Annotated in this window: 15 protein-coding genes and 2 pseudogenes; 16 read left to right on the plus strand and 1 reads right to left on the minus strand. The window is 39.0% G+C overall.

All coding sequences use genetic code 11. The features are described 5' to 3' along the window. Positions 1-6: 6 nt before the first annotated feature. From pabB to gggC, 8 genes are all read left to right on the plus strand, one after another. Positions 7-1,722, plus strand: coding sequence for an aminodeoxychorismate synthase component I (pabB, locus tag KX728_RS03270; RefSeq protein ID WP_215804834.1), 1,716 nt, complete (start codon positions 7-9; stop codon positions 1,720-1,722). A gap of 120 nt (positions 1,723-1,842) precedes the next feature. Next, positions 1,843-4,323: an Ltp family lipoprotein gene (locus KX728_RS03275; RefSeq protein WP_219108670.1), complete on the plus strand. Its 2,481-nt coding sequence runs from the start codon at positions 1,843-1,845 to the stop codon at positions 4,321-4,323. Positions 4,324-4,448: 125 nt separating this feature from the next. Next, a complete protein-coding gene (locus KX728_RS03280) occupies positions 4,449-5,408 on the plus strand; it encodes an ROK family glucokinase (protein ID WP_049484369.1) in 960 nt (319 codons plus the stop codon). Between the two features lie 98 nt (positions 5,409-5,506). Next, entirely contained in the window at positions 5,507-6,346 is an 840-nt protein-coding gene (locus tag KX728_RS03285) for a thymidylate synthase (protein ID WP_215804832.1), read from the plus strand. A gap of 635 nt (positions 6,347-6,981) precedes the next feature. Next, a complete protein-coding gene (locus KX728_RS03290; RefSeq protein WP_061420652.1) occupies positions 6,982-7,872 on the plus strand; it encodes a helix-turn-helix domain-containing protein in 891 nt (296 codons plus the stop codon). A 51-nt stretch (positions 7,873-7,923) separates the two neighbouring features. Further along, complete coding sequence (gene gggA, locus KX728_RS09450) at positions 7,924-8,028, plus strand: streptosactin (protein ID WP_000369345.1); 105 nt, start codon at positions 7,924-7,926, stop codon at positions 8,026-8,028. Beyond that, positions 7,988-9,169: a streptosactin maturase GggB gene (gggB, locus tag KX728_RS03295; RefSeq protein WP_434223055.1), complete on the plus strand. Its 1,182-nt coding sequence runs from the start codon at positions 7,988-7,990 to the stop codon at positions 9,167-9,169. The genes gggA and gggB overlap by 41 nt, the downstream gene beginning before the upstream one ends. Next, complete coding sequence (gene gggC / locus KX728_RS03300) at positions 9,162-10,706, plus strand: streptosactin export ABC transporter GggC (protein WP_061428084.1); 1,545 nt, start codon at positions 9,162-9,164, stop codon at positions 10,704-10,706. Before gggB ends, gggC begins: the two co-directional genes overlap by 8 nt. A gap of 422 nt (positions 10,707-11,128) precedes the next feature. Here gggC and KX728_RS03305 read toward each other — a convergent pair whose 3' ends face one another. Further along, complete coding sequence (locus tag KX728_RS03305) at positions 11,129-11,299, minus strand: DUF3042 family protein (RefSeq protein WP_001051782.1); 171 nt, start codon at positions 11,297-11,299, stop codon at positions 11,129-11,131. 120 nt (positions 11,300-11,419) lie between these two features. Between KX728_RS03305 and miaA the strand changes: the two genes are divergently transcribed. From miaA to KX728_RS03345, 8 genes and pseudogenes are all read left to right on the plus strand, one after another. Continuing rightward, a complete protein-coding gene (gene miaA, locus KX728_RS03310; RefSeq protein WP_215804831.1) occupies positions 11,420-12,304 on the plus strand; it encodes a tRNA (adenosine(37)-N6)-dimethylallyltransferase MiaA in 885 nt (294 codons plus the stop codon). Next, positions 12,297-13,535, plus strand: coding sequence for a GTPase HflX (hflX, locus tag KX728_RS03315; protein ID WP_215804830.1), 1,239 nt, complete (start codon positions 12,297-12,299; stop codon positions 13,533-13,535). Before miaA ends, hflX begins: the two co-directional genes overlap by 8 nt. Then, a complete protein-coding gene (locus tag KX728_RS03320; RefSeq protein WP_215804829.1) occupies positions 13,528-14,151 on the plus strand; it encodes a cystathionine beta-lyase in 624 nt (207 codons plus the stop codon). Before hflX ends, KX728_RS03320 begins: the two co-directional genes overlap by 8 nt. Positions 14,152-14,165: 14 nt before the next feature. Next, positions 14,166-15,095: a ribonuclease Z gene (gene rnz / locus KX728_RS03325; RefSeq protein ID WP_215804828.1), complete on the plus strand. Its 930-nt coding sequence runs from the start codon at positions 14,166-14,168 to the stop codon at positions 15,093-15,095. 20 nt (positions 15,096-15,115) lie between these two features. Further along, the gene (locus tag KX728_RS03330; protein ID WP_215804827.1) at positions 15,116-15,871 is read left to right on the plus strand and encodes an SDR family NAD(P)-dependent oxidoreductase; all 756 of its coding nucleotides are present in this window, start codon (positions 15,116-15,118) and stop codon (positions 15,869-15,871) included. 190 nt (positions 15,872-16,061) lie between these two features. Then, the gene (locus KX728_RS03335) at positions 16,062-17,129 is read left to right on the plus strand and encodes an ankyrin repeat domain-containing protein (protein WP_215804826.1); all 1,068 of its coding nucleotides are present in this window, start codon (positions 16,062-16,064) and stop codon (positions 17,127-17,129) included. Positions 17,130-17,277: 148 nt separating this feature from the next. Next, positions 17,278-17,744 (plus strand): annotated as a pseudogene (locus KX728_RS03340) (alpha amylase N-terminal ig-like domain-containing protein); the annotation flags it as partial. After that, positions 17,736-17,930 (plus strand): annotated as a pseudogene (locus tag KX728_RS03345) (SDR family NAD(P)-dependent oxidoreductase); the annotation flags it as partial. The pseudogenes KX728_RS03340 and KX728_RS03345, both read left to right, overlap by 9 nt. Positions 17,931-18,010 lie beyond the last annotated feature (80 nt).

Below are 18,010 nucleotides of genomic sequence, written 5' to 3' on the forward strand. Positions count from 1 at the left end.
TAAGATATGCATAGAAAAACAGTGATTGATTTTAGGGCTTTGGGGGAGAGATATACCTTCACTCAGCCTATCAAAGAGTTAAAAACGAGAGATTTATCAGAAGTGGCAGACTTGCTGGCACAAGTGGAAAGCTACCAAGAGCAAGGGTATTATGTGGTGGGTTATGTCAGTTACGAGGCTTCACCTGCATTTGAGGAGAAATTAGCAGTTCATAAAGCTCCTTTACTGGCAGAGTATCTGCTATATTTTACAGTTCATGATAGGGTAGAAACATCGCCTATTCCTCTGACTTATGAGGAAGTAGATCTGCCTTCAAAGTGGCAGGAAGAAACATCTGCAGAGAACTATGAAAAGGCTATTGCCCAGATTCACCATCATTTGCGTCAGGGAGACACCTATCAGGTCAACTACACCGTCCAACTCAAGCAGGACTTAAGTGACAATCCTTTTGCCATCTACAATCGTATGGTGGTAGAGCAGGAGGCGGGCTACAATGCCTATGTGGAACATGACGAGATGGCAGTGATTTCCATGAGCCCAGAGCTCTTTTTTGAGCAAAATGACCGGGAATTAACGACTCGCCCAATGAAGGGAACAACCCAGCGGGGAGTGACTGACCAAGAAGACCTTGCCCAAGCTAGCTGGTTGGAGCAGGATTCTAAAAATCGCTCTGAAAATATGATGATTGTAGATCTCTTGCGCAACGATATGAACCGTATTTCTGAGGTGGGGAGTGAGCACGTGGAGCGTCTGTGTCAGGTGGAGCAGTATTCGACCGTTTGGCAGATGACTTCTACCATCAAGAGTCAGTTGCGACCGGATGTGGACCTAGTTGAAATCTTCCGTTCGCTCTTTCCATGTGGTTCCATAACGGGAGCACCGAAAATTGCGACCATGGAAATCATCAAGGACTTGGAGCCCCAACCCAGAGGAGTTTACTGTGGAACGATTGGTCTCTTGCTTCCAAATGGGAGACGGATTTTTAATGTCGCCATTCGGACCATTCAACTGCATCAAGGGAAAGCCATATATGGAGTGGGTGGTGGCATTACTTGGGATAGTACTTGGGAATCTGAATACCGAGAGGTTCATCAAAAGGCGGCTGTTCTCTATCGTAAACAAGCACGTTTCCAATTGATTACAACTGGAAAAATCAGCCAGAAGAACTTGCTGTTTGAAGAACAACATCTGGAAAGACTGAGAAAAGCAAGTCGGTATTTTGCCTATCCTTTTGATCCAGAAAACCTGAGACAAAAGATAGAGGAAGAGTGCCAAGTTTGTGATGTTAATCAAGACTACCGTATGCGAATCACCCTCAGCAAATCTGGAGAGATAGAGCTCAGTCGCCAAATCTTAAGCCCCCTTAGTCCAAGCTTCTGCAAAGCAAAACTTTGTCTGCAAGAAGCTGATTTGCAGCAAGCATTTACCTACTTCAAAACCACTCACAGACCGCACTTAAGTCTAGGTAAACAGGAAATCATTTACCATAATGTGGCAGGAGAGCTATTAGAAACATCTATCGGGAATCTAGTTCTGAAAATTGCTGGAAAACTTTACACACCGCCTACCAGTCTAGGAATTTTGCCAGGAATTTATCGTCAGCATTTGCTGGAAAGAGGACAGGTAGAGGAAAAAGTCTTGACTTTGGCAGACTTGAACCAAGTGGAGACTATCTATGGCTGTAACGCAGTCAGAGGTTTGTATGAGTTGGAAGTGATATGATTATGAATTTTTTAATTAAGTTTTAGATTTATTTCTGAATATTTAATATTTGATTTGAAAGAAAAATTAAAAATATGGTATACTAATAAGTATAAATCATTAAAAACAATGGAGATTTTTATGAAAAAATCAAAAAAAATTTTAGTAACCAGCTTAGCAACTGCAACACTGGGACTTATTGCATTATCAGATACAACTGGAGACTTTCCTTTTTCGGCTCAGCATGTTTCTGCTCAAGAAAAGGATGCATCTAAAAATGGTAAGGTTGTAAAAGAGAATACAACTTCGGCGCCAAATCAAGCTGAAAAATCAAAAACACCAGCGCAAAATCCTGCTGAGAAACCAAAAACACCAGCACCGAAACCAGAACCAAAACCAGCGCCAAAGCCAGCGCCGAAACCAGCTGAGAAACCGAAAACACCAGCTCAAAAACCTGCTGAGAAACCTAAAAATACAAGTCCTAAAGAGGATAAGTCCAAATCTACAGCTCAGTCTGGTTGGGTAGGCTCATCGTACTATCAAAATGGTACTAAAGTTATAAATAAGTGGATTTTTGATAAAAAAGCTAATTCTTATTTCTATCTAAATGCTTCGGGAAACTATGTCCAAAATGCTTGGGTAGGCAATTACTATCTTAAATCAGATGGTAAAATGGCCAAGAACGAATGGATTTATGATAAAAACTATGGGTCATACTATTATCTAACAGGAGAAGGCAGCTACGCTCGCAACACATGGGTAGGTAATTACTATCTCAAATCAAATGGGAAGAGAGCTAAAAATGAATGGATTTATGACAATAACTATGGGTCATACTATTATTTAACAGGAGAAGGCAGCTACGCTCGCAACACATGGATAGGCAATTACTATCTTAAATCAGATGGTAAGATGGCTAAAGCTGAGTGGATTTATGACAAAAACTATGGATCCTATTATTATCTAACAGCAGAAGGCAGCTACGCTCGCAACAAATGGGTAGGCAATTACTATCTAAAATCAGATGGTAAGATGGCCAAAAATGAATGGGTAGATGGTGGTCGTTATTATGTAGGAGACGATGGTCTGTGGCAACCAAAACCAGCGCCAAAGCCAGCACCAAAACCAGCTGAGAAACCGAAAACACCAGCACAAAAACCAGCTGAGAAACCGAAAACACCAGCACAAAAACCTGCTGAGAAACCGAAAACACCAGCACAAAAACCAGCTGAGAAACCGAAAACACCAGCACAAAAACCAGCTGAGAAACCGAAAACACCAGCTCAAAAACCTGCTGAGAAACCAAAAACACCAGCACAAAAACCAGCTGAGAAACCAAAAACACCAGCACAAAAACCAGCTGAGAAACCGAAAACACCAGCACAAAAACCTGCTGAGAAACCGAAAACACCAGCACAAAAACCTGCTGAAAAAGCTAAAGAAACAACTCCTAAACAGGATAAATCACAATCTAAAGTTCAGTCTGGCTGGGTAGGAAATTACTACCTCAAATCAGATGGAAAGAGAGCTAAAAATGAATGGGTAGATGGTGGTCGTTATTATGTTGATTCTGATGGAAAAAAGGTTAAAAGTGACTGGATTTATGATAAAAACTATGGATCCTATTATTATCTAACAGCAGACGGCAGCTACGCTCGCAACAAATGGGTAGGAAATTATTACCTCAAATCAGATGGGAAGATGGCCAAGAATGAATGGGTAGATGGTGGCCGTTATTATGTTGAATCAGACGGTAAAATGGCTAAGGACAAATGGGTAGATGGTGGTCGTTACTATGTAGGATACGATGGTGTGTGGCAACCAAAACCAGCAGCCGGGAATCCATACTCAGCAGCTTTAAAGACAGCACAAGCATATAATAGGATTCATTTGTCAAAAAAAAGAATTTATGAGATGTTAATTTTTGAAGGTTTTAATAGTGACACTGCACAATATGCTATCAATCATTTGCAAGCAGACTATAAGGCGAATGCCTTAGCTAAAGCAATAGGATACCGAAAAAATAGCAATTTCTCAAAAACGAAAATTTATGACTGGCTAACTTCTCCTAGTATTGACAAATTTACCAAAGAAGAAGCCAACTATGCTATTCAAAAACTTAATCTACCATCAGAAGGCAGCTATCCTCGCAATAAATGGGTAGGATACTATTATTATAAATCAGATGGAAAGTTAGCCAAGAATGAATGGGTAGATGGCGGTCGTTACTATGTTGAATCAGACGGTAAAATGGCTAGGGATAAATGGGTAGATGGTGGTCGTTACTATGTAGGATACGATGGTGTGTGGCAACCAAAACCAGCAGCTGGGAATCCATACTCAGCAGCTTTAAAGACAGCACAAGCATATAATAGGATTCATTTGTCAAAAAAAAGAATTTATGAGATGTTAATTTTTGAAGGTTTTAATAGTGACACTGCACAATATGCTATCAATCATTTGCAAGCAGACTATAAGGCGAATGCCTTAGCTAAAGCAAGAGGATACCGAAAACATAACAATTTCTCAAAAACGAAAATTTATGACTGGCTAACTTCTCCTAGTATTGACAAATTTACCAAAGAAGAAGCCGACTATGCCATTCAACATTTAGGTGACTAATTTTTACAAATAGTGAAGCAAATGAGATGTTTTAATTTTGGCTTGTAGCCTGCAAACCTTTGCACAAAAGAGACGATTTTGTTATACTATATCTGTAAGCATTTTCAATTAAAAAGGAGAAGACGATGAGTCAAAAGATTATTGGGATTGACCTTGGTGGAACATCTATTAAGTTTGCAATTTTAACTCAAGAGGGAGAAATCCAAGAAAAATGGTCTATCAAGACCAATATTTTGGACGAAGGAAGCCATATCGTAGATGATATGATCGAGTCTATTCAACATCGTTTGGACTTGCTTGGATTGTCAGCTACGGATTTCCGAGGTATTGGAATGGGATCACCTGGTGTGGTAGACCGTGAAAAAGGAACTGTTATCGGTGCCTACAACCTAAACTGGAAAACCCTTCAACCGATTAAAGAAAAGATTGAAAAAGCCTTGGGGATTCCATTCTTCATTGATAATGATGCCAACGTAGCTGCTCTTGGTGAGCGCTGGATGGGTGCTGGTGAAAACCAACCAGACGTTGTCTTTATGACACTTGGTACTGGTGTTGGTGGTGGTATCGTGGCAGAAGGCAAATTGCTTCACGGTGTCGCTGGTGCGGCAGGAGAACTTGGTCATATCACTGTTGACTTTGACCAACCAATCGCTTGTACTTGTGGTAAGAAAGGCTGTCTTGAGACAGTTGCTTCTGCAACAGGGATTGTCAACTTGACACGTCGTTATGCAGATGAATACGAAGGCGATGCGGCTTTGAAACGCTTGATCGACGACGGTGAAGAAGTAACAGCCAAAACTGTCTTTGACCTTGCAAAAGAAGGGGACGACCTTGCCTTGATCGTTTACCGTAACTTCTCACGTTACTTGGGAATCGCTTGTGCCAACATCGGCTCTATCCTCAACCCTTCAACAATCGTTATCGGTGGTGGGGTGTCAGCTGCGGGAGAATTCCTTCTACAAGGTGTTCAAAAGGTTTATGACGAAAATACCTTCCCACAAGTACGCACAACAACTAAACTAGCTCTTGCAACTCTAGGAAATGACGCTGGAGTTATCGGAGCAGCATCACTTGTATTGCAATAAGATAATAAAAGGAGAAAAACACTACTTTAAAGCTAGTGATTTTCCTCCTTTCTTTTTTTATGCTATACTAGTTAAGACTATAAATGAGGTGAGAGTAAATGACAAAAGCAGATACGATTTTTAAAGAGAATATTGAACGAATCCTCAAAGACGGCGTCTTTTCTGAACAAGCACGTCCCAAGTACAAGGATGGGACTGTTGCCAACTCCAAGTACGTAACGGGTGCCTTTGCGGAGTATGATTTGTCTAAAGGGGAATTTCCCATCATAACCTTGCGTCCCATTGCGATCAAATCCGCCATCAAGGAAGTACTCTGGATTTACCAAGATCAGTCTAATAGTCTAGAAGTTCTCAATGATAAGTACAATGTTCACTACTGGAATGACTGGGAAGTGGGAGATACGGGAACCATTGGTGAGCGCTATGGGGCGGTCGTTAAGAAACATGACATCATCAATAAGATTCTCAAACAATTGGAAGCCAACCCTTGGAACCGTCGAAATATCATCTCGCTCTGGGATTACCAAGCTTTTGAGGAGACAGATGGTCTTCTTCCATGCGCCTTTCAGACCATGTTTGATGTCCGTCGGGTTGATGGGGACATCTATCTGGATGCGACCTTGACCCAGCGTTCGAATGATATGCTGGTGGCCCACCACATCAATGCTATGCAGTATGTGGCTCTTCAAATGATGATTGCCAAGCATTTCGGATGGAAGGTTGGGAAGTTCTTCTACTTCATCAACAACCTTCATATCTATGATAATCAGTTTGAACAAGCAGAGGAATTGCTCCGCCGTGAGCCATCAAACTGCCAACCACGCTTGGTTTTAAATGTTCCTGATGGGACCAATTTCTTTGATATCAGAGCGGAGGACTTTGAGTTAGTTGACTATGATCCAGTCAAGCCACAACTGAAGTTTGATTTGGCTATTTAAGAAAAATGTAAATATCCTTCTATGACTAACACCTCATAAGTTAGACAGAAAAATCTAACTTATGAGGTGTTTTCTTATGTTGTAATTTATGAGGATAAAGTTCAAATTTATAATCTGCAAAAGCAGGCTTTTCGTCAACTGTAGTGGTCTAGCGAAAAGCCTTTTTAAGACAGGTATAGGAGTCATTGTGCTGACTATAGTTAAACTTTTTCGGACTAAGCATATCCTTCTGTCTGTTAGGACGAGTGTAAGGAGAGATAGGAGTGATGTCTTAATTCAGTAAGAACTTAAGTTTAATGGGAGTTTTGTAACTGGAATTCGCGATAATGTAAGAAAGTTTGATGTTTTCTATCTAGCTAAAGAGGGCAGGCAATACCTGACTGTTACGTACATTACCTGCCTCCAAACTATAAGCCGGCGCTCAGCAGTACTTATCGATGAGCAGTCTAGGCAAAACTCTCCTTAGAAATTAAGATTATCCAACTCCGATAATAATAATTCCTTCTAGTAAAAAGAGTAGGAGTGGTAATATTTTTTGTTTTTTCATGTGTAATCCTCACTTTTTTTTTTTTTATTATATGTTATTATTGGGGTGAATAAAATATATTCCCATATATGCGTGATGGAGGTTCAGAATGAAAAATTTTGGAGAAATTTTTAAAAAGTTTAGAGAATCAAGAGGATTGCGGTTAAAGGATCTCACGAAGGCTGGTATATCAACATCTCAGCTTTCACGTTTCGAAAAAGGAGAAACGGATTTAACCATTTCAAAGTTTATACATATTCTAAATGAAATTAACATGCCAATTGATGAATTTATGTATGCCGTTCATGATTTTCATCGTGATGAACTAAATGAACTATTAGCTCAGGTTAGGAAATGTGTAACGACTCGCGACATTGAAGGGATGAAGAGATTGTTGATATCTCAAATGGAAAATGAAGGAAAACGAGAGAAATTTCATCATATAAATACCATTTTAGTTAAAATTCGCCTTCAGGATTTATCGGGAGAAAAATACTATAATGAAACAGATTTGGATGATTTAACCGATTATCTATTTGGTGTTGAATATTGGGGATATTATGAATTGTTGATTTTCATGAATACTTTGGATGTTCTAAAACATGATGTTTTTATGGTTTTAGCAAGAGAAATGTCTAGACGATCAGATTTTTATAAAGAAATTCCTATTAATCGACGCCTGATTTCAACCATGTTGCTTAATGCTTATATTACCTGTATTGAAAAGAAAAAGTTTATGGATGCTTTGTATTTTGAAAAACAATTGAAACAATGCTTTTTTATCGAGACAGAAATTTATGAAAGACTCATTTTTCTCTATGCTCAAAACCTTTATCGCTATCAAAAAAACGGAAATAAGATTGCAATTATTGAAATGAAAAAATGTATTGGAGCAATAAAATTAGCAGGCAGTAACCACTTAGCAAAGATTTATGAAGGACATTTAAAAAAAGTTTTAGGGGAGGACAGTCGTCAAGCAGATATGGGAAAGAAATTGTGACTGAACTATTGAATGATATAATCATATCATCAAATAAAGGAGGACAATAAAATGGATAATCTCAAAATTATCGATTTGGAAGAATTACTAGCCAATAAATCAGCCTATGTTATTCATGATTGCGGCCCTAGTCATTCTTGTGGTGGAGGTCGGTAACGACTATCTTATTTTTATAGATGATTTGAATAATAATATCAAAAAAGAAAACGATTATAGTATTTTAAAAAAAGTAGTAATCAATATTTCAAATAACTGTAATCTTTCATGTACATACTGCTATGCTGATGGTGGTAATTACGGAATGATGAATCAACTGATGAATATTGATACAGCAGATAAAATTATTGATCAGCTAGTCTCTCGCAGAATTCAATGTATAAAGAGATTAATCCTTTTTGGAGGCGAGCCGTTTTTAAATATTGATTTGTTTGTTTATATTATTGAAAAGCTATCTAAAAATATTGAGATTCAAAAAATTGAAACTGTGACAAATGGTACCATCCTAAATAAGAAAGTTGAAATGATGATTAACAATTATCATCCTTTTTTAACAGTTAGCCTTGATGGCCCACAATTGATTCACGATAAGTTAAGAGGCAAGGGAAGTCATAGACGAACATTGAATTTTATTCAGTATTTAAAAGAAATAGATTACGAAAATTTTGAAGTCGCTTCTACTTACACGCGGATGCATCAAATACTTGGATTTCAAAAAGGGGATATCTATAGATATTTTACTGATATGGGTGTTAGATTTAATATCAATAATGTATTTAGCAAAAATAAAATTCTAATAGTTAAAGAAATGGAAATGACTGAAGAAAATAGAAAAACATTTATCGATCAGTCATTCGAAGATATTATCAATAATAATGTTAAAAACTACATTAGCCCGATTGTTTATGATGTGCTACTTTCAATGATTTTTAAAAGTAAGATAGAATCGTTTTGTGATGATATTGATCCAGAAACAACAATAACATTTGATGTTGATGGATCAACTAAATCTTGCTTTAGATTTTGGGGGACCCATAGCAGTGATAAAGTTACACAATTCAATAATAAGGATAACTTTTATAAGTGTAAAGATTGTTGGTGTAGAGGAATGTGCATGGAATGTGTCGCAAATATGATTGATGGCTATTCATCAATTATTTCTGAAGAAGGAAAATTTATTGAGTGTAAAAAACAAGATTTAATGGAATACTGTATTTATAAAATTATTGAATTGAGTAAGGATAAAGAGCGTTTAACAAAATTAGTTAACAATTTTGAAAGGTTCATTAGATATGCTTAAAAAGTTCATCACAAAAAAACATTTGGTGCTCTATTTTATTTTCATTGCTATTACGTGGTTAGAGGCTATCATCACACCAACCTTGGTATCGATGATTATAGCCAGTTTTGAGAAGAAGATTCTGGATGATTTATGGATAGCCCTTACTGTAGGTATAATTGGTAATTTATTTATTCTTATTGGATTGGCTGGGAAAAGGTATTATTATGCCAAGTTAGTAGCAGATTTCACTTGGATCACGAAATATAAATTGTTTGAGCATTTTCTATATAATAAAAATAGTAAAAAAGAGGATATCCTATCCAATCTTGAAAACGATGTCAAACAATTAGAAACGTCTTATCTCGAACCAGCAGTCATTATTATTTCCTCAGTTGGTTTTACAATAGTTTCCATTGTATATGCATTGACAACAAATTTTTGGTTGGGCTGGATATTTATCTTTTTTTACTCTATGCCTGCACTCTGTAGTGGTATAGGTAGTAAAAAATTAGCCCTTATTTCTGAGGAAAAAGCGACGTCGAATCAGGAGTACTTGTCTCAGACAACGAATATCATTGGTGGAGAGAGTGTGATTAAAAATTACGGTGCTATGGATTTCTTCTATTCTCTTTTCAGAAGAGCCTTGTCGAAGAGAATTGATCAGGACATTCGTTATGAACAACAACGTACGATTAATAATATTCTCATTAATAGTATTGACGCATTTTGTTCGGTAGTTCCCATCATTATCGGTGGTATAATGACTTATTATAATTATTTGTCAGGAGCTAGTTTTGTTGCAATTTATCTAGTATCTCATAACATAGGCTATCAATTCAATGAATTGTCATATTTTATCAATACCTATAAATCAAGCAAGCAGCTTAGGAATCGTTATGATTTTCTACTTCAAGATGCGATTATACAAACAGATGACCTGTCTTCAACATCACTTTTTCCTATCTTAGTTGATTGCGTCAGTTTAAGTTTTGAAGATAATATACTTTTTGAAAATCTATCATTTGAAATTAAAAAAGGAGAAAAAATTGCTCTAATAGGTGCAAGTGGTTGTGGTAAGTCAACCTTACTTAACCTCATCTATGGGCAACTATCTCCAGATTTGGGGAAGGTGACTTATGCTGGTCAGATCTTAAATCAAGAGCAAGTTGCCAAATCAGCTTCTTATATTTTACAAGATTCCTATATTTTTGATGGTTTATCACTTGAGGAGAATATTACCCTTGGAGAGTCGATGGATAATATAAAGATGGACCTGATTCTTAATCGAGTAAATCTAGAATTTTTAAAGGGACATCTTCTTTATGGAAATCATCTTTCTGGTGGGGAAAAGCAACGTATAGAAATCGCTCGCAGTTTGTATCATGATAGTGATCTGATTTTGGCAGACGAGGTTAAAGCCAATCTTGATAAAGTGAATTCAAAACAAATTTCAAATATCTTATTAACCCTTCCACAAACCTTGGTTGAGGTAATCCACCATTATGATGAGGAGACACTTGCACAATACGACAAAGTAATTAATTTGTCTCAGTGACAATCAATAAAAAGAGGAAAGTATGTCTCGTTCATTTGTAAAATTATTAGTACGCGAATTGTTTGCATTTGGATGACAGTTAACGTCATTGTGTATATATACGTTATTACAAAATCTGATATTGTAAATTTAATAGATTCAATATTGCCTTTTTATGAATAATATAAGTAAAGAATAGTAGCAAACATATTTAATTTACACCTCAATCATGAAATTTTCTGTCTAACTTTCGTAATATAGATTCATACTTTATTTATCAATTCGATTTCTACTTTTTAATTATAAAGTATGGGTTAAAAGTCGTCGAAATCAAAAAACACATAGTATCAGTTTTTTGAATACCTGATACTATGTGTTTTATTGTGGAAATATTTATTGGGTATTCTCCTCAAATTAAGTTTATCCCCAACTTCTTTTGTTGCTTAATGTGATACGCGGCGGCGAGCTGCTTTTTTGCGGTTTTCTTCGATGAAAGCTGCTTTTTGCTCTTCTGGCTCAATCACTTTCTTTTTAATTGCGTATACTGCACCTGCAACGGCAGCGACAGTTCCTGCGACACCTGTTACAAGACCTTTAGCGAATCCTTTAGCCATGAGTCTTCCTCCTTTATCTTCCCGATCAGCCAGGCTCCCCAAGTGGTAGCATTTTTCTGACTGACCTTTTTGTGATATAATAATAGTAACGAAAAAATGGAAATTTTTCAAGGAAAAAAGATGAAAACAAAAATAATTGTGATTGTTGGACCGACTGCTGTTGGGAAGACAGCCCTTGCTATTGAAGTGGCCAAGCGCTTTGGTGGAGAGGTGGTTAGTGGTGACAGTCAGCAAGTATACAGAGGGTTGGATATTGGGACGGCCAAGGTTAGCCCAGAGGAGCAAGTAGCTGTTCCTCATCATTTGATTGATGTCAGAGAGGTGACCGAGTCTTACTCGGCTTTTGATTTTGTTTCAGAAGCTAAGAAGGCTATTGAGGATATTCAAAGCCGTGGCAAGCTAGCCATTATCGCTGGTGGAACTGGACTTTATATCCAGAGCTTGCTGGAAGGCTATCATCTAGGTGGGGAAACACCTCATGAGGAGATTGTAGCTTATCGGGCTAGTTTGGAGCCTTATTCAGATGAGGAATTAGCCCATTTGGTGGAGCAAGCAGGTCTTGATATTCCTCAGTTTAATCGTCGTCGTGCCATGCGCACCTTGGAAATTGCCCATTTTGGTCAGGATTTGGAAAATCAGGAAAGTCCTTATGAACCTTTGATTATCTGCTTGAATGATGAACGCAGTCAGCTTTATGAGCGTATCAATCGCCGAGTAGATCTGATGTTTGAGGCTGGTCTTTTGGATGAGGCCAAGTGGCTCTTTGACCATTATCCAGATGCGCAGGCTGCCAAAGGCATTGGCTACAAGGAACTCTTTCCTTATTTCCGTGGGGAGCAAACTCTTGAGGAAGCGAGCGAGAGTCTCAAGCAGGCGACCCGCCGTTTTGCCAAGCGTCAGCTGACCTGGTTCCGTAATCGTATGCAGGTGACCTTTTATCAGATAGGAGAGTCTGGAGTTCAAAACCGTATTTTAAGCCAGATTGAGGAGTTTTTAGATGATTGAAACGGAGAAAAAAGAGGAACGAGTCCTGCTCATCGGTGTGGAATTGCAGGGCATGGACAATTTTGACCTCTCTATGGAAGAATTGGCCAGTCTGGCTAAGACAGCTGGGGCAGTCGTTGTAGATAGTTACAGACAAAAACGGGAAAAATATGATTCCAAGACTTTTGTTGGCTCTGGTAAGTTGGAAGAAATCGCTCGAATGGTGGATGCAGAAGAAATTACTACTGTCATCGTCAATAATCGCTTGACTCCACGGCAAAATGTCAATCTAGAAGAAGTTCTAGGTGTCAAGGTCATTGACCGTATGCAGTTGATTTTGGATATCTTTGCCATGCGGGCTCGAAGCCATGAAGGGAAACTCCAAGTCCACCTAGCCCAGCTCAAATATCTCTTACCTCGCTTGGTTGGTCAGGGGATCATGCTTAGCCGTCAGGCAGGGGGAATTGGTTCTCGTGGTCCAGGTGAAAGCCAGCTGGAACTGAACCGTCGTAGTGTTCGTAATCAAATCACAGATATCGAGCGCCAGCTCAAGGTGGTTGAGAAAAATCGGGCGACAGTCAGAGAAAAACGTCTGGAGTCGAGCACCTTTAAAATTGGTCTGATTGGCTACACCAATGCTGGGAAATCAACCATCATGAACACCTTGACCAGCAAGACCCAGTATGAAGCAGACGAGCTGTTTGCGACCCTGGATGCGACGACAAAGAGTATCCATCTTGGAGGCAATCTACAGGTTACCTTGACTGATACCGTTGGCTTTATCCAAGATTTGCCGACTGAGTTGGTGTCCAGTTTCAAGTCAACCTTGGAAGAAAGCAAGCATGTGGACCTTCTGGTTCATGTCATTGATGCCAGCAATCCTTACCACGAGGAGCACGAAAAAACGGTTCTGTCTATCATGAAAGATTTGGACATGGAGGATATTCCTCGCCTGACCCTTTACAATAAAGCGGATTTAGTGGAGGATTTCATGCCTACCCAAACGCCGTATGCCCTCATTTCTGCCAAGTCTGAGGATAGTCGTGAGCAGCTGCAAGCATTGTTTTTGGAGAAAATCAAGGATATTTTCGAACCCTTTACCCTGCGCGTGCCTTTTTCAAAGTCTTACAAGATTCATGATTTAGAAAATGTAGCGATTCTGGAGGATCGTGACTATCAAGATGACGGGGAAGTGATTACAGGCTACATTTCTGAGAAAAATAAATGGAGGTTAGAGGAATTTTATGACTGATATTAAAACGTTGGCTCTAAAGTATGGAGGTTATACAAGTCTGGATAAGGTCTATCTAGATCAGCTTCTAGCTAGCAAAACAGAGCAAGAGCAGTTGGCTCTCATCACACCTCCTCCGAGTGTCGTTAATGCCTACTTTGCTGAACTCTACCAGAAAAAGAGTCCTGAAGCTGCGACGGATTATTTTTCAGAACTCAGTCAGGAACTGAACCTCTACAATGTTGAACCAAGTTTCACCTTTGAAAATAAGCCTTTTATTCGTCTTAATTTATCTGGCAAATCCTTTGGCTTTTGCTATGAGGAAGAAGGTCTTGGACGGATTTTCTCTGAAAATGAAGAGGTAATCTCGGATGACTTACTTTTTGAAATTGCGCAAATTTTCCCCCATCAACTCGTCTTTGAAGAGTCTGGAAAGATTTACATGAAGGATGCCGGAGAAGAGGAAGTTGTTAGTGTGGAGAGTCTCACAGCTTTGACTGATTTGGAAAGCTTGGCGGATGGTCGTAAACGTCTCAAAGGCTACAGTCAAGAGGATTTACTGCAAGAAGCTGTTGCTTTTTCTGGCAGTCGCTATTTCCGATCGGAAAACCGCACAGCCATGTTATATATTGATTAATTAGAAAGTATCGAATGGATATTCAATTTTTAGGAACAGGGGCTGGTCAGCCCTCTAAAGCCCGCAACGTTTCAAGTCTCGCCCTGAAACTCTTGGATGAGATTAACGAAGTTTGGCTCTTTGACTGTGGAGAAGGAACGCAAAATCGCATTCTGGAAACCACGATTCGACCACGGAAGGTCAGCAAAATCTTTATCACTCACCTGCATGGAGATCATATCTTTGGCTTGCCAGGATTCCTTTCTAGTCGTGCCTTTCAGGCCAATGAAGAGCAGACAGATTTGGACATCTATGGACCGCAAGGGATCAAGTCATTTGTCTTGACCAGTCTACGAGTGTCAGGTTCACGTCTGCCCTATAAGATTCATTTCCATGAATTTGACCAAGATTCTCTAGGGAAAATCCTTGAGACCGATAAATTCACAGTGTATGCAGAGGAGTTGGACCACACTATTTTCTGTGTTGGTTATCGTGTCATGCAAAAGGACTTAGAAGGAACCTTAGATGCTGAAAAACTCAAGGCTGCTGGTGTTCCGTTCGGCCCGCTTTTTGGAAAAATCAAAAACGGTCAGGATGTTGTCCTAGAAGACGGCACTAAAATCAAGGCTGCTGATTATATCTCAGCGCCACGTCCAGGTAAGATTATCACCATTCTGGGTGATACCCGAAAAACCAATGCCAGTGTGCGTCTAGCTGTCAATGCCGATGTCTTGGTTCACGAGTCGACTTATGGTAAGGGAGATGAAAAAATTGCTCGCAATCACGGTCACTCAACCAATATGCAGGCAGCACAAGTAGCAGCAGAAGCAGGTGCCAAACGCCTCCTACTAAATCATATCAGTGCTCGTTTCCTCTCAAAAGATATCAGCCAGCTTAAGAAAGATGCTGCAACGATTTTTGAAAACGTCCATGTGGTCAAAGACTTGGAAGAAGTGGAAATCTAGAAGATTGAGAAAGGATAAGGATGCGTACGATTCTTATAACAGGAGCTAGCGGAGGTCTAGCCCAAGAAATGATCAAACTCTTGCCTCAAGATCAACTCATTTTGCTAGGTAGAAATAAGGAAAAACTAGTTCAGCTATACGGAAATCATCCTCAGGCAGAATTGATTGAGATTGATATTACCGATGCTCAAGCCTTAGAAGAACTAGTGGCTGAACTCTATCAGCGTTATGGTAAGATTGATGTTTTGATTAATAACGCTGGTTACGGGATTTTTGAGGATTTTGACAAGATTTCAGATCAAGATATTCATCAGATGTTTGAGGTTAACACCTTTGCTTTGATGAATCTGTCTCGTCGTCTTGGAGCTTTCATGAAGGAGAGGGGAAAAGGACATATCATCAATATCGTCAGCATGGCAGGGTTGATAGCGACTGGCAAGTCTAGTCTCTATTCAGCGACCAAGTTTGCGGCCATCGGTTTTTCAAATGCTTTACGGCTCGAACTCATGCCTTATGGTGTCTATGTGACGACGGTTAATCCCGGTCCTATCCGTACAGGGTTTTTCGACCAGGCTGACCCAGACGGCAGTTATCTAAAATCGGTTGACCGTTTCCTACTCGAGCCAGATGCAGTAGCTAGAAAGATTGTCAAAATCATAGGAAAAAACAAACGGGAACTTAATCTTCCAATCTTGCTCCATTTAGCCCATAAATTTTATACTCTTTTCCCTAAGCTAGCAGATAAGTTGGCTGGGGAAACCTTTAATTATAAGTAAAAAAGCTATTCCTTTAATGAATAGTTTTTTGATTTAATTTCTTGAAAGAAGAGTGTTTTAAAGTTTAAAATCAAGCTTATTCGTGCCTATTCATAGCTTTTAGGGTATAATACAAATAAAAGAGTTCTAGAAGATACTTAGAGTACAATCTAGGTACAAAAAGATAGAATCATGGATACAGGAGTAAAAAATGGCAAAAAAGAAAAGAGTTACCTTACCCAAGGACTTTAATGAACTACTAACTAACGGCAATATTGATCAATTAAAGGCCGTGTATGACAAGTGTGAGCTAACTGCCCATGACGGGAGATATAGTTTAAGTACGGCCCTGCATTTTGGTGGGGTTCCTGATGAGCTGGTTATTTGGCTTGTCGAACAGGGCTTAGATATCAATATCCCTGATTATTATGGAGCGACTCCTTTATATCGTCAGGCAACCATGGGGAGAGATACTGTAAAACTCTTGCTTGAATTGGGGGCAGATATTGAAAAAAGCAATACTTACGGAAATACACCTCTGCACATGGCAGCTGAGTTTTTTCATCCTAAGACCGTTGCGCTTCTTTTAGAAAAGGGGGCAAGTGTCAATTCTAAAAATGATAGGGGACAGACTCCACTAGACTTAGTTCTTACTGTCTGTCGGGGAATCTATATTGCCCAAACAGCTGAAATCGCCTCTATGCTTCTGGATGCGGGTGCTAAGAAAACACCAGCTATGAAAGAAAAGGTCGAAAATATCGGTAAGGATTTTGAATTTCATAGAGAAGGAATCAATCCTGACTATCTAGAAGCAGCAGATAAAGGTTTAGCCAAACTTTACGGTTTGTTTGATGTCAAGCCAGTAGCCAAACGAATAACCCATGATGGCAGTGCACCAATCTTAGTCAAAGAAGGAACTTGGGGGGAGCAATATGAGGAACTTTGGTCCTTCTTAATCCCTTCAAGTGGTGCAGCAAAAACTGTTCAGGGAGAAGTTATCCGTATACCAGGTCGAGTTCGAGACGAACTGGATCGCAATGGTGGGGCCAACTGGGACAGGGACTATAGAAAAATGCTTCAAGCTCTCCCTCAATACTTGTCTCTGGGAAATCCCCTTTCAGACCAAGAATTGGAAGAAAGCAAGCAAGTCATTGCGCGAATTCATAGCAAAGAAAGTGATGATGAAGGCAGTCTAGACCGTCTGTGTCAGCTAGCTATTGCTTGGATTAAGAAAAATCCTGAACCCCTTTCCCTAGAAAAAACAAGTTATAAGAGGTAAATGGAAATTAAATCCAGTTAAAAATATATGATGGATTTATTCAACTATTTATCCAAGTATTGCAATTTAAACCGTAAAAAGTATACTAGAACCAGCGATTATTAAAACGTTTGCTTAAAATGATAGTAGACTATTTAGGAGATAAAATATGGAATTGACAGCCATTTATCATAGACCAGAATCAGAATACGCTTATCTTTACAAAGAAGGTCAGCTACATATCCGAATTAGAACGTAGAAAAATGATGTTCAGAAGGTTATTCTGCATTATGGAGATCCATTTATTTTCATTGAGGATAAGTATGAAGCTAAGAAAGAAATGACCAAAGTAACTTCAGACACCTTACTTGATTATTGGCAGGTTACGGTCTCTGTTGGTTTTTTACGCATTCAGTATCTCTTTGAACTCCTTGATAAAGAGGGTAAGGGTATTTTTATGTAGATAAGGAACATACTCAAGAAAACTTGGATGCTGAAGGAAATGGCTTTAAACTTCCTTATGTTCACGAAATTGATGGATGTCAGGTTCCTAGTTGGATTTCAAATACCGTGTGGTATCAGATTTTCCCAGAACGCTTTGCTAATGGAAATCCTCATTTGACGTCAGATGGGAGCTACCTCAAATCGGTTGACCGTTTCCTACTCGAGCCAGATGCAGTAGCTAGAAAGATTGTCAAAATCATAGGAAAAAACAAACGGGAACTTAATCTTCCAATCTTGCTCCATTTAGCCCATAAATTTTATACCCTCTTCCCCAAATTAGCCGATAAGTTGGCAGGGGGAATCTTTAATTATAAGTAAAAGGAGTTCCTTACAAAAGGAACTTTTTTATACTATTTAACTGAGTGTCAAAAATTTGTTTGTTTTTGTTCTAAATCTAC

The sequence above is a fragment of the Streptococcus oralis genome (genome assembly GCF_019334565.1).
GTDB classification, from domain to species: Bacteria; Bacillota; Bacilli; order Lactobacillales; family Streptococcaceae; genus Streptococcus; species Streptococcus oralis_CR.

Excerpts from the sequence above, each read along its gene's own strand:
- pabB (WP_215804834.1), top strand. The coding sequence starts at position 7 with ATGCATAGAAAAACAGTGATTGATTTTAGGGCTTTGGGGGAGAGATAT.
- KX728_RS03275 (WP_219108670.1), top strand. The coding sequence starts at position 1,843 with ATGAAAAAATCAAAAAAAATTTTAGTAACCAGCTTAGCAACTGCAACA.
- KX728_RS03280 (WP_049484369.1), top strand. The coding sequence starts at position 4,449 with ATGAGTCAAAAGATTATTGGGATTGACCTTGGTGGAACATCTATTAAG.
- KX728_RS03285 (WP_215804832.1), top strand. The coding sequence starts at position 5,507 with ATGACAAAAGCAGATACGATTTTTAAAGAGAATATTGAACGAATCCTC.
- KX728_RS03290 (WP_061420652.1), top strand. The coding sequence starts at position 6,982 with ATGAAAAATTTTGGAGAAATTTTTAAAAAGTTTAGAGAATCAAGAGGA.
- gggA (WP_000369345.1), top strand. The coding sequence starts at position 7,924 with ATGGATAATCTCAAAATTATCGATTTGGAAGAATTACTAGCCAATAAA.
- gggB (WP_434223055.1), top strand. The coding sequence starts at position 7,988 with ATGATTGCGGCCCTAGTCATTCTTGTGGTGGAGGTCGGTAACGACTAT.
- gggC (WP_061428084.1), top strand. The coding sequence starts at position 9,162 with ATGCTTAAAAAGTTCATCACAAAAAAACATTTGGTGCTCTATTTTATT.
- KX728_RS03305 (WP_001051782.1), bottom strand. The coding sequence starts at position 11,299 with ATGGCTAAAGGATTCGCTAAAGGTCTTGTAACAGGTGTCGCAGGAACT.
- miaA (WP_215804831.1), top strand. The coding sequence starts at position 11,420 with ATGAAAACAAAAATAATTGTGATTGTTGGACCGACTGCTGTTGGGAAG.
- hflX (WP_215804830.1), top strand. The coding sequence starts at position 12,297 with ATGATTGAAACGGAGAAAAAAGAGGAACGAGTCCTGCTCATCGGTGTG.
- KX728_RS03320 (WP_215804829.1), top strand. The coding sequence starts at position 13,528 with ATGACTGATATTAAAACGTTGGCTCTAAAGTATGGAGGTTATACAAGT.
- rnz (WP_215804828.1), top strand. The coding sequence starts at position 14,166 with ATGGATATTCAATTTTTAGGAACAGGGGCTGGTCAGCCCTCTAAAGCC.
- KX728_RS03330 (WP_215804827.1), top strand. The coding sequence starts at position 15,116 with ATGCGTACGATTCTTATAACAGGAGCTAGCGGAGGTCTAGCCCAAGAA.
- KX728_RS03335 (WP_215804826.1), top strand. The coding sequence starts at position 16,062 with ATGGCAAAAAAGAAAAGAGTTACCTTACCCAAGGACTTTAATGAACTA.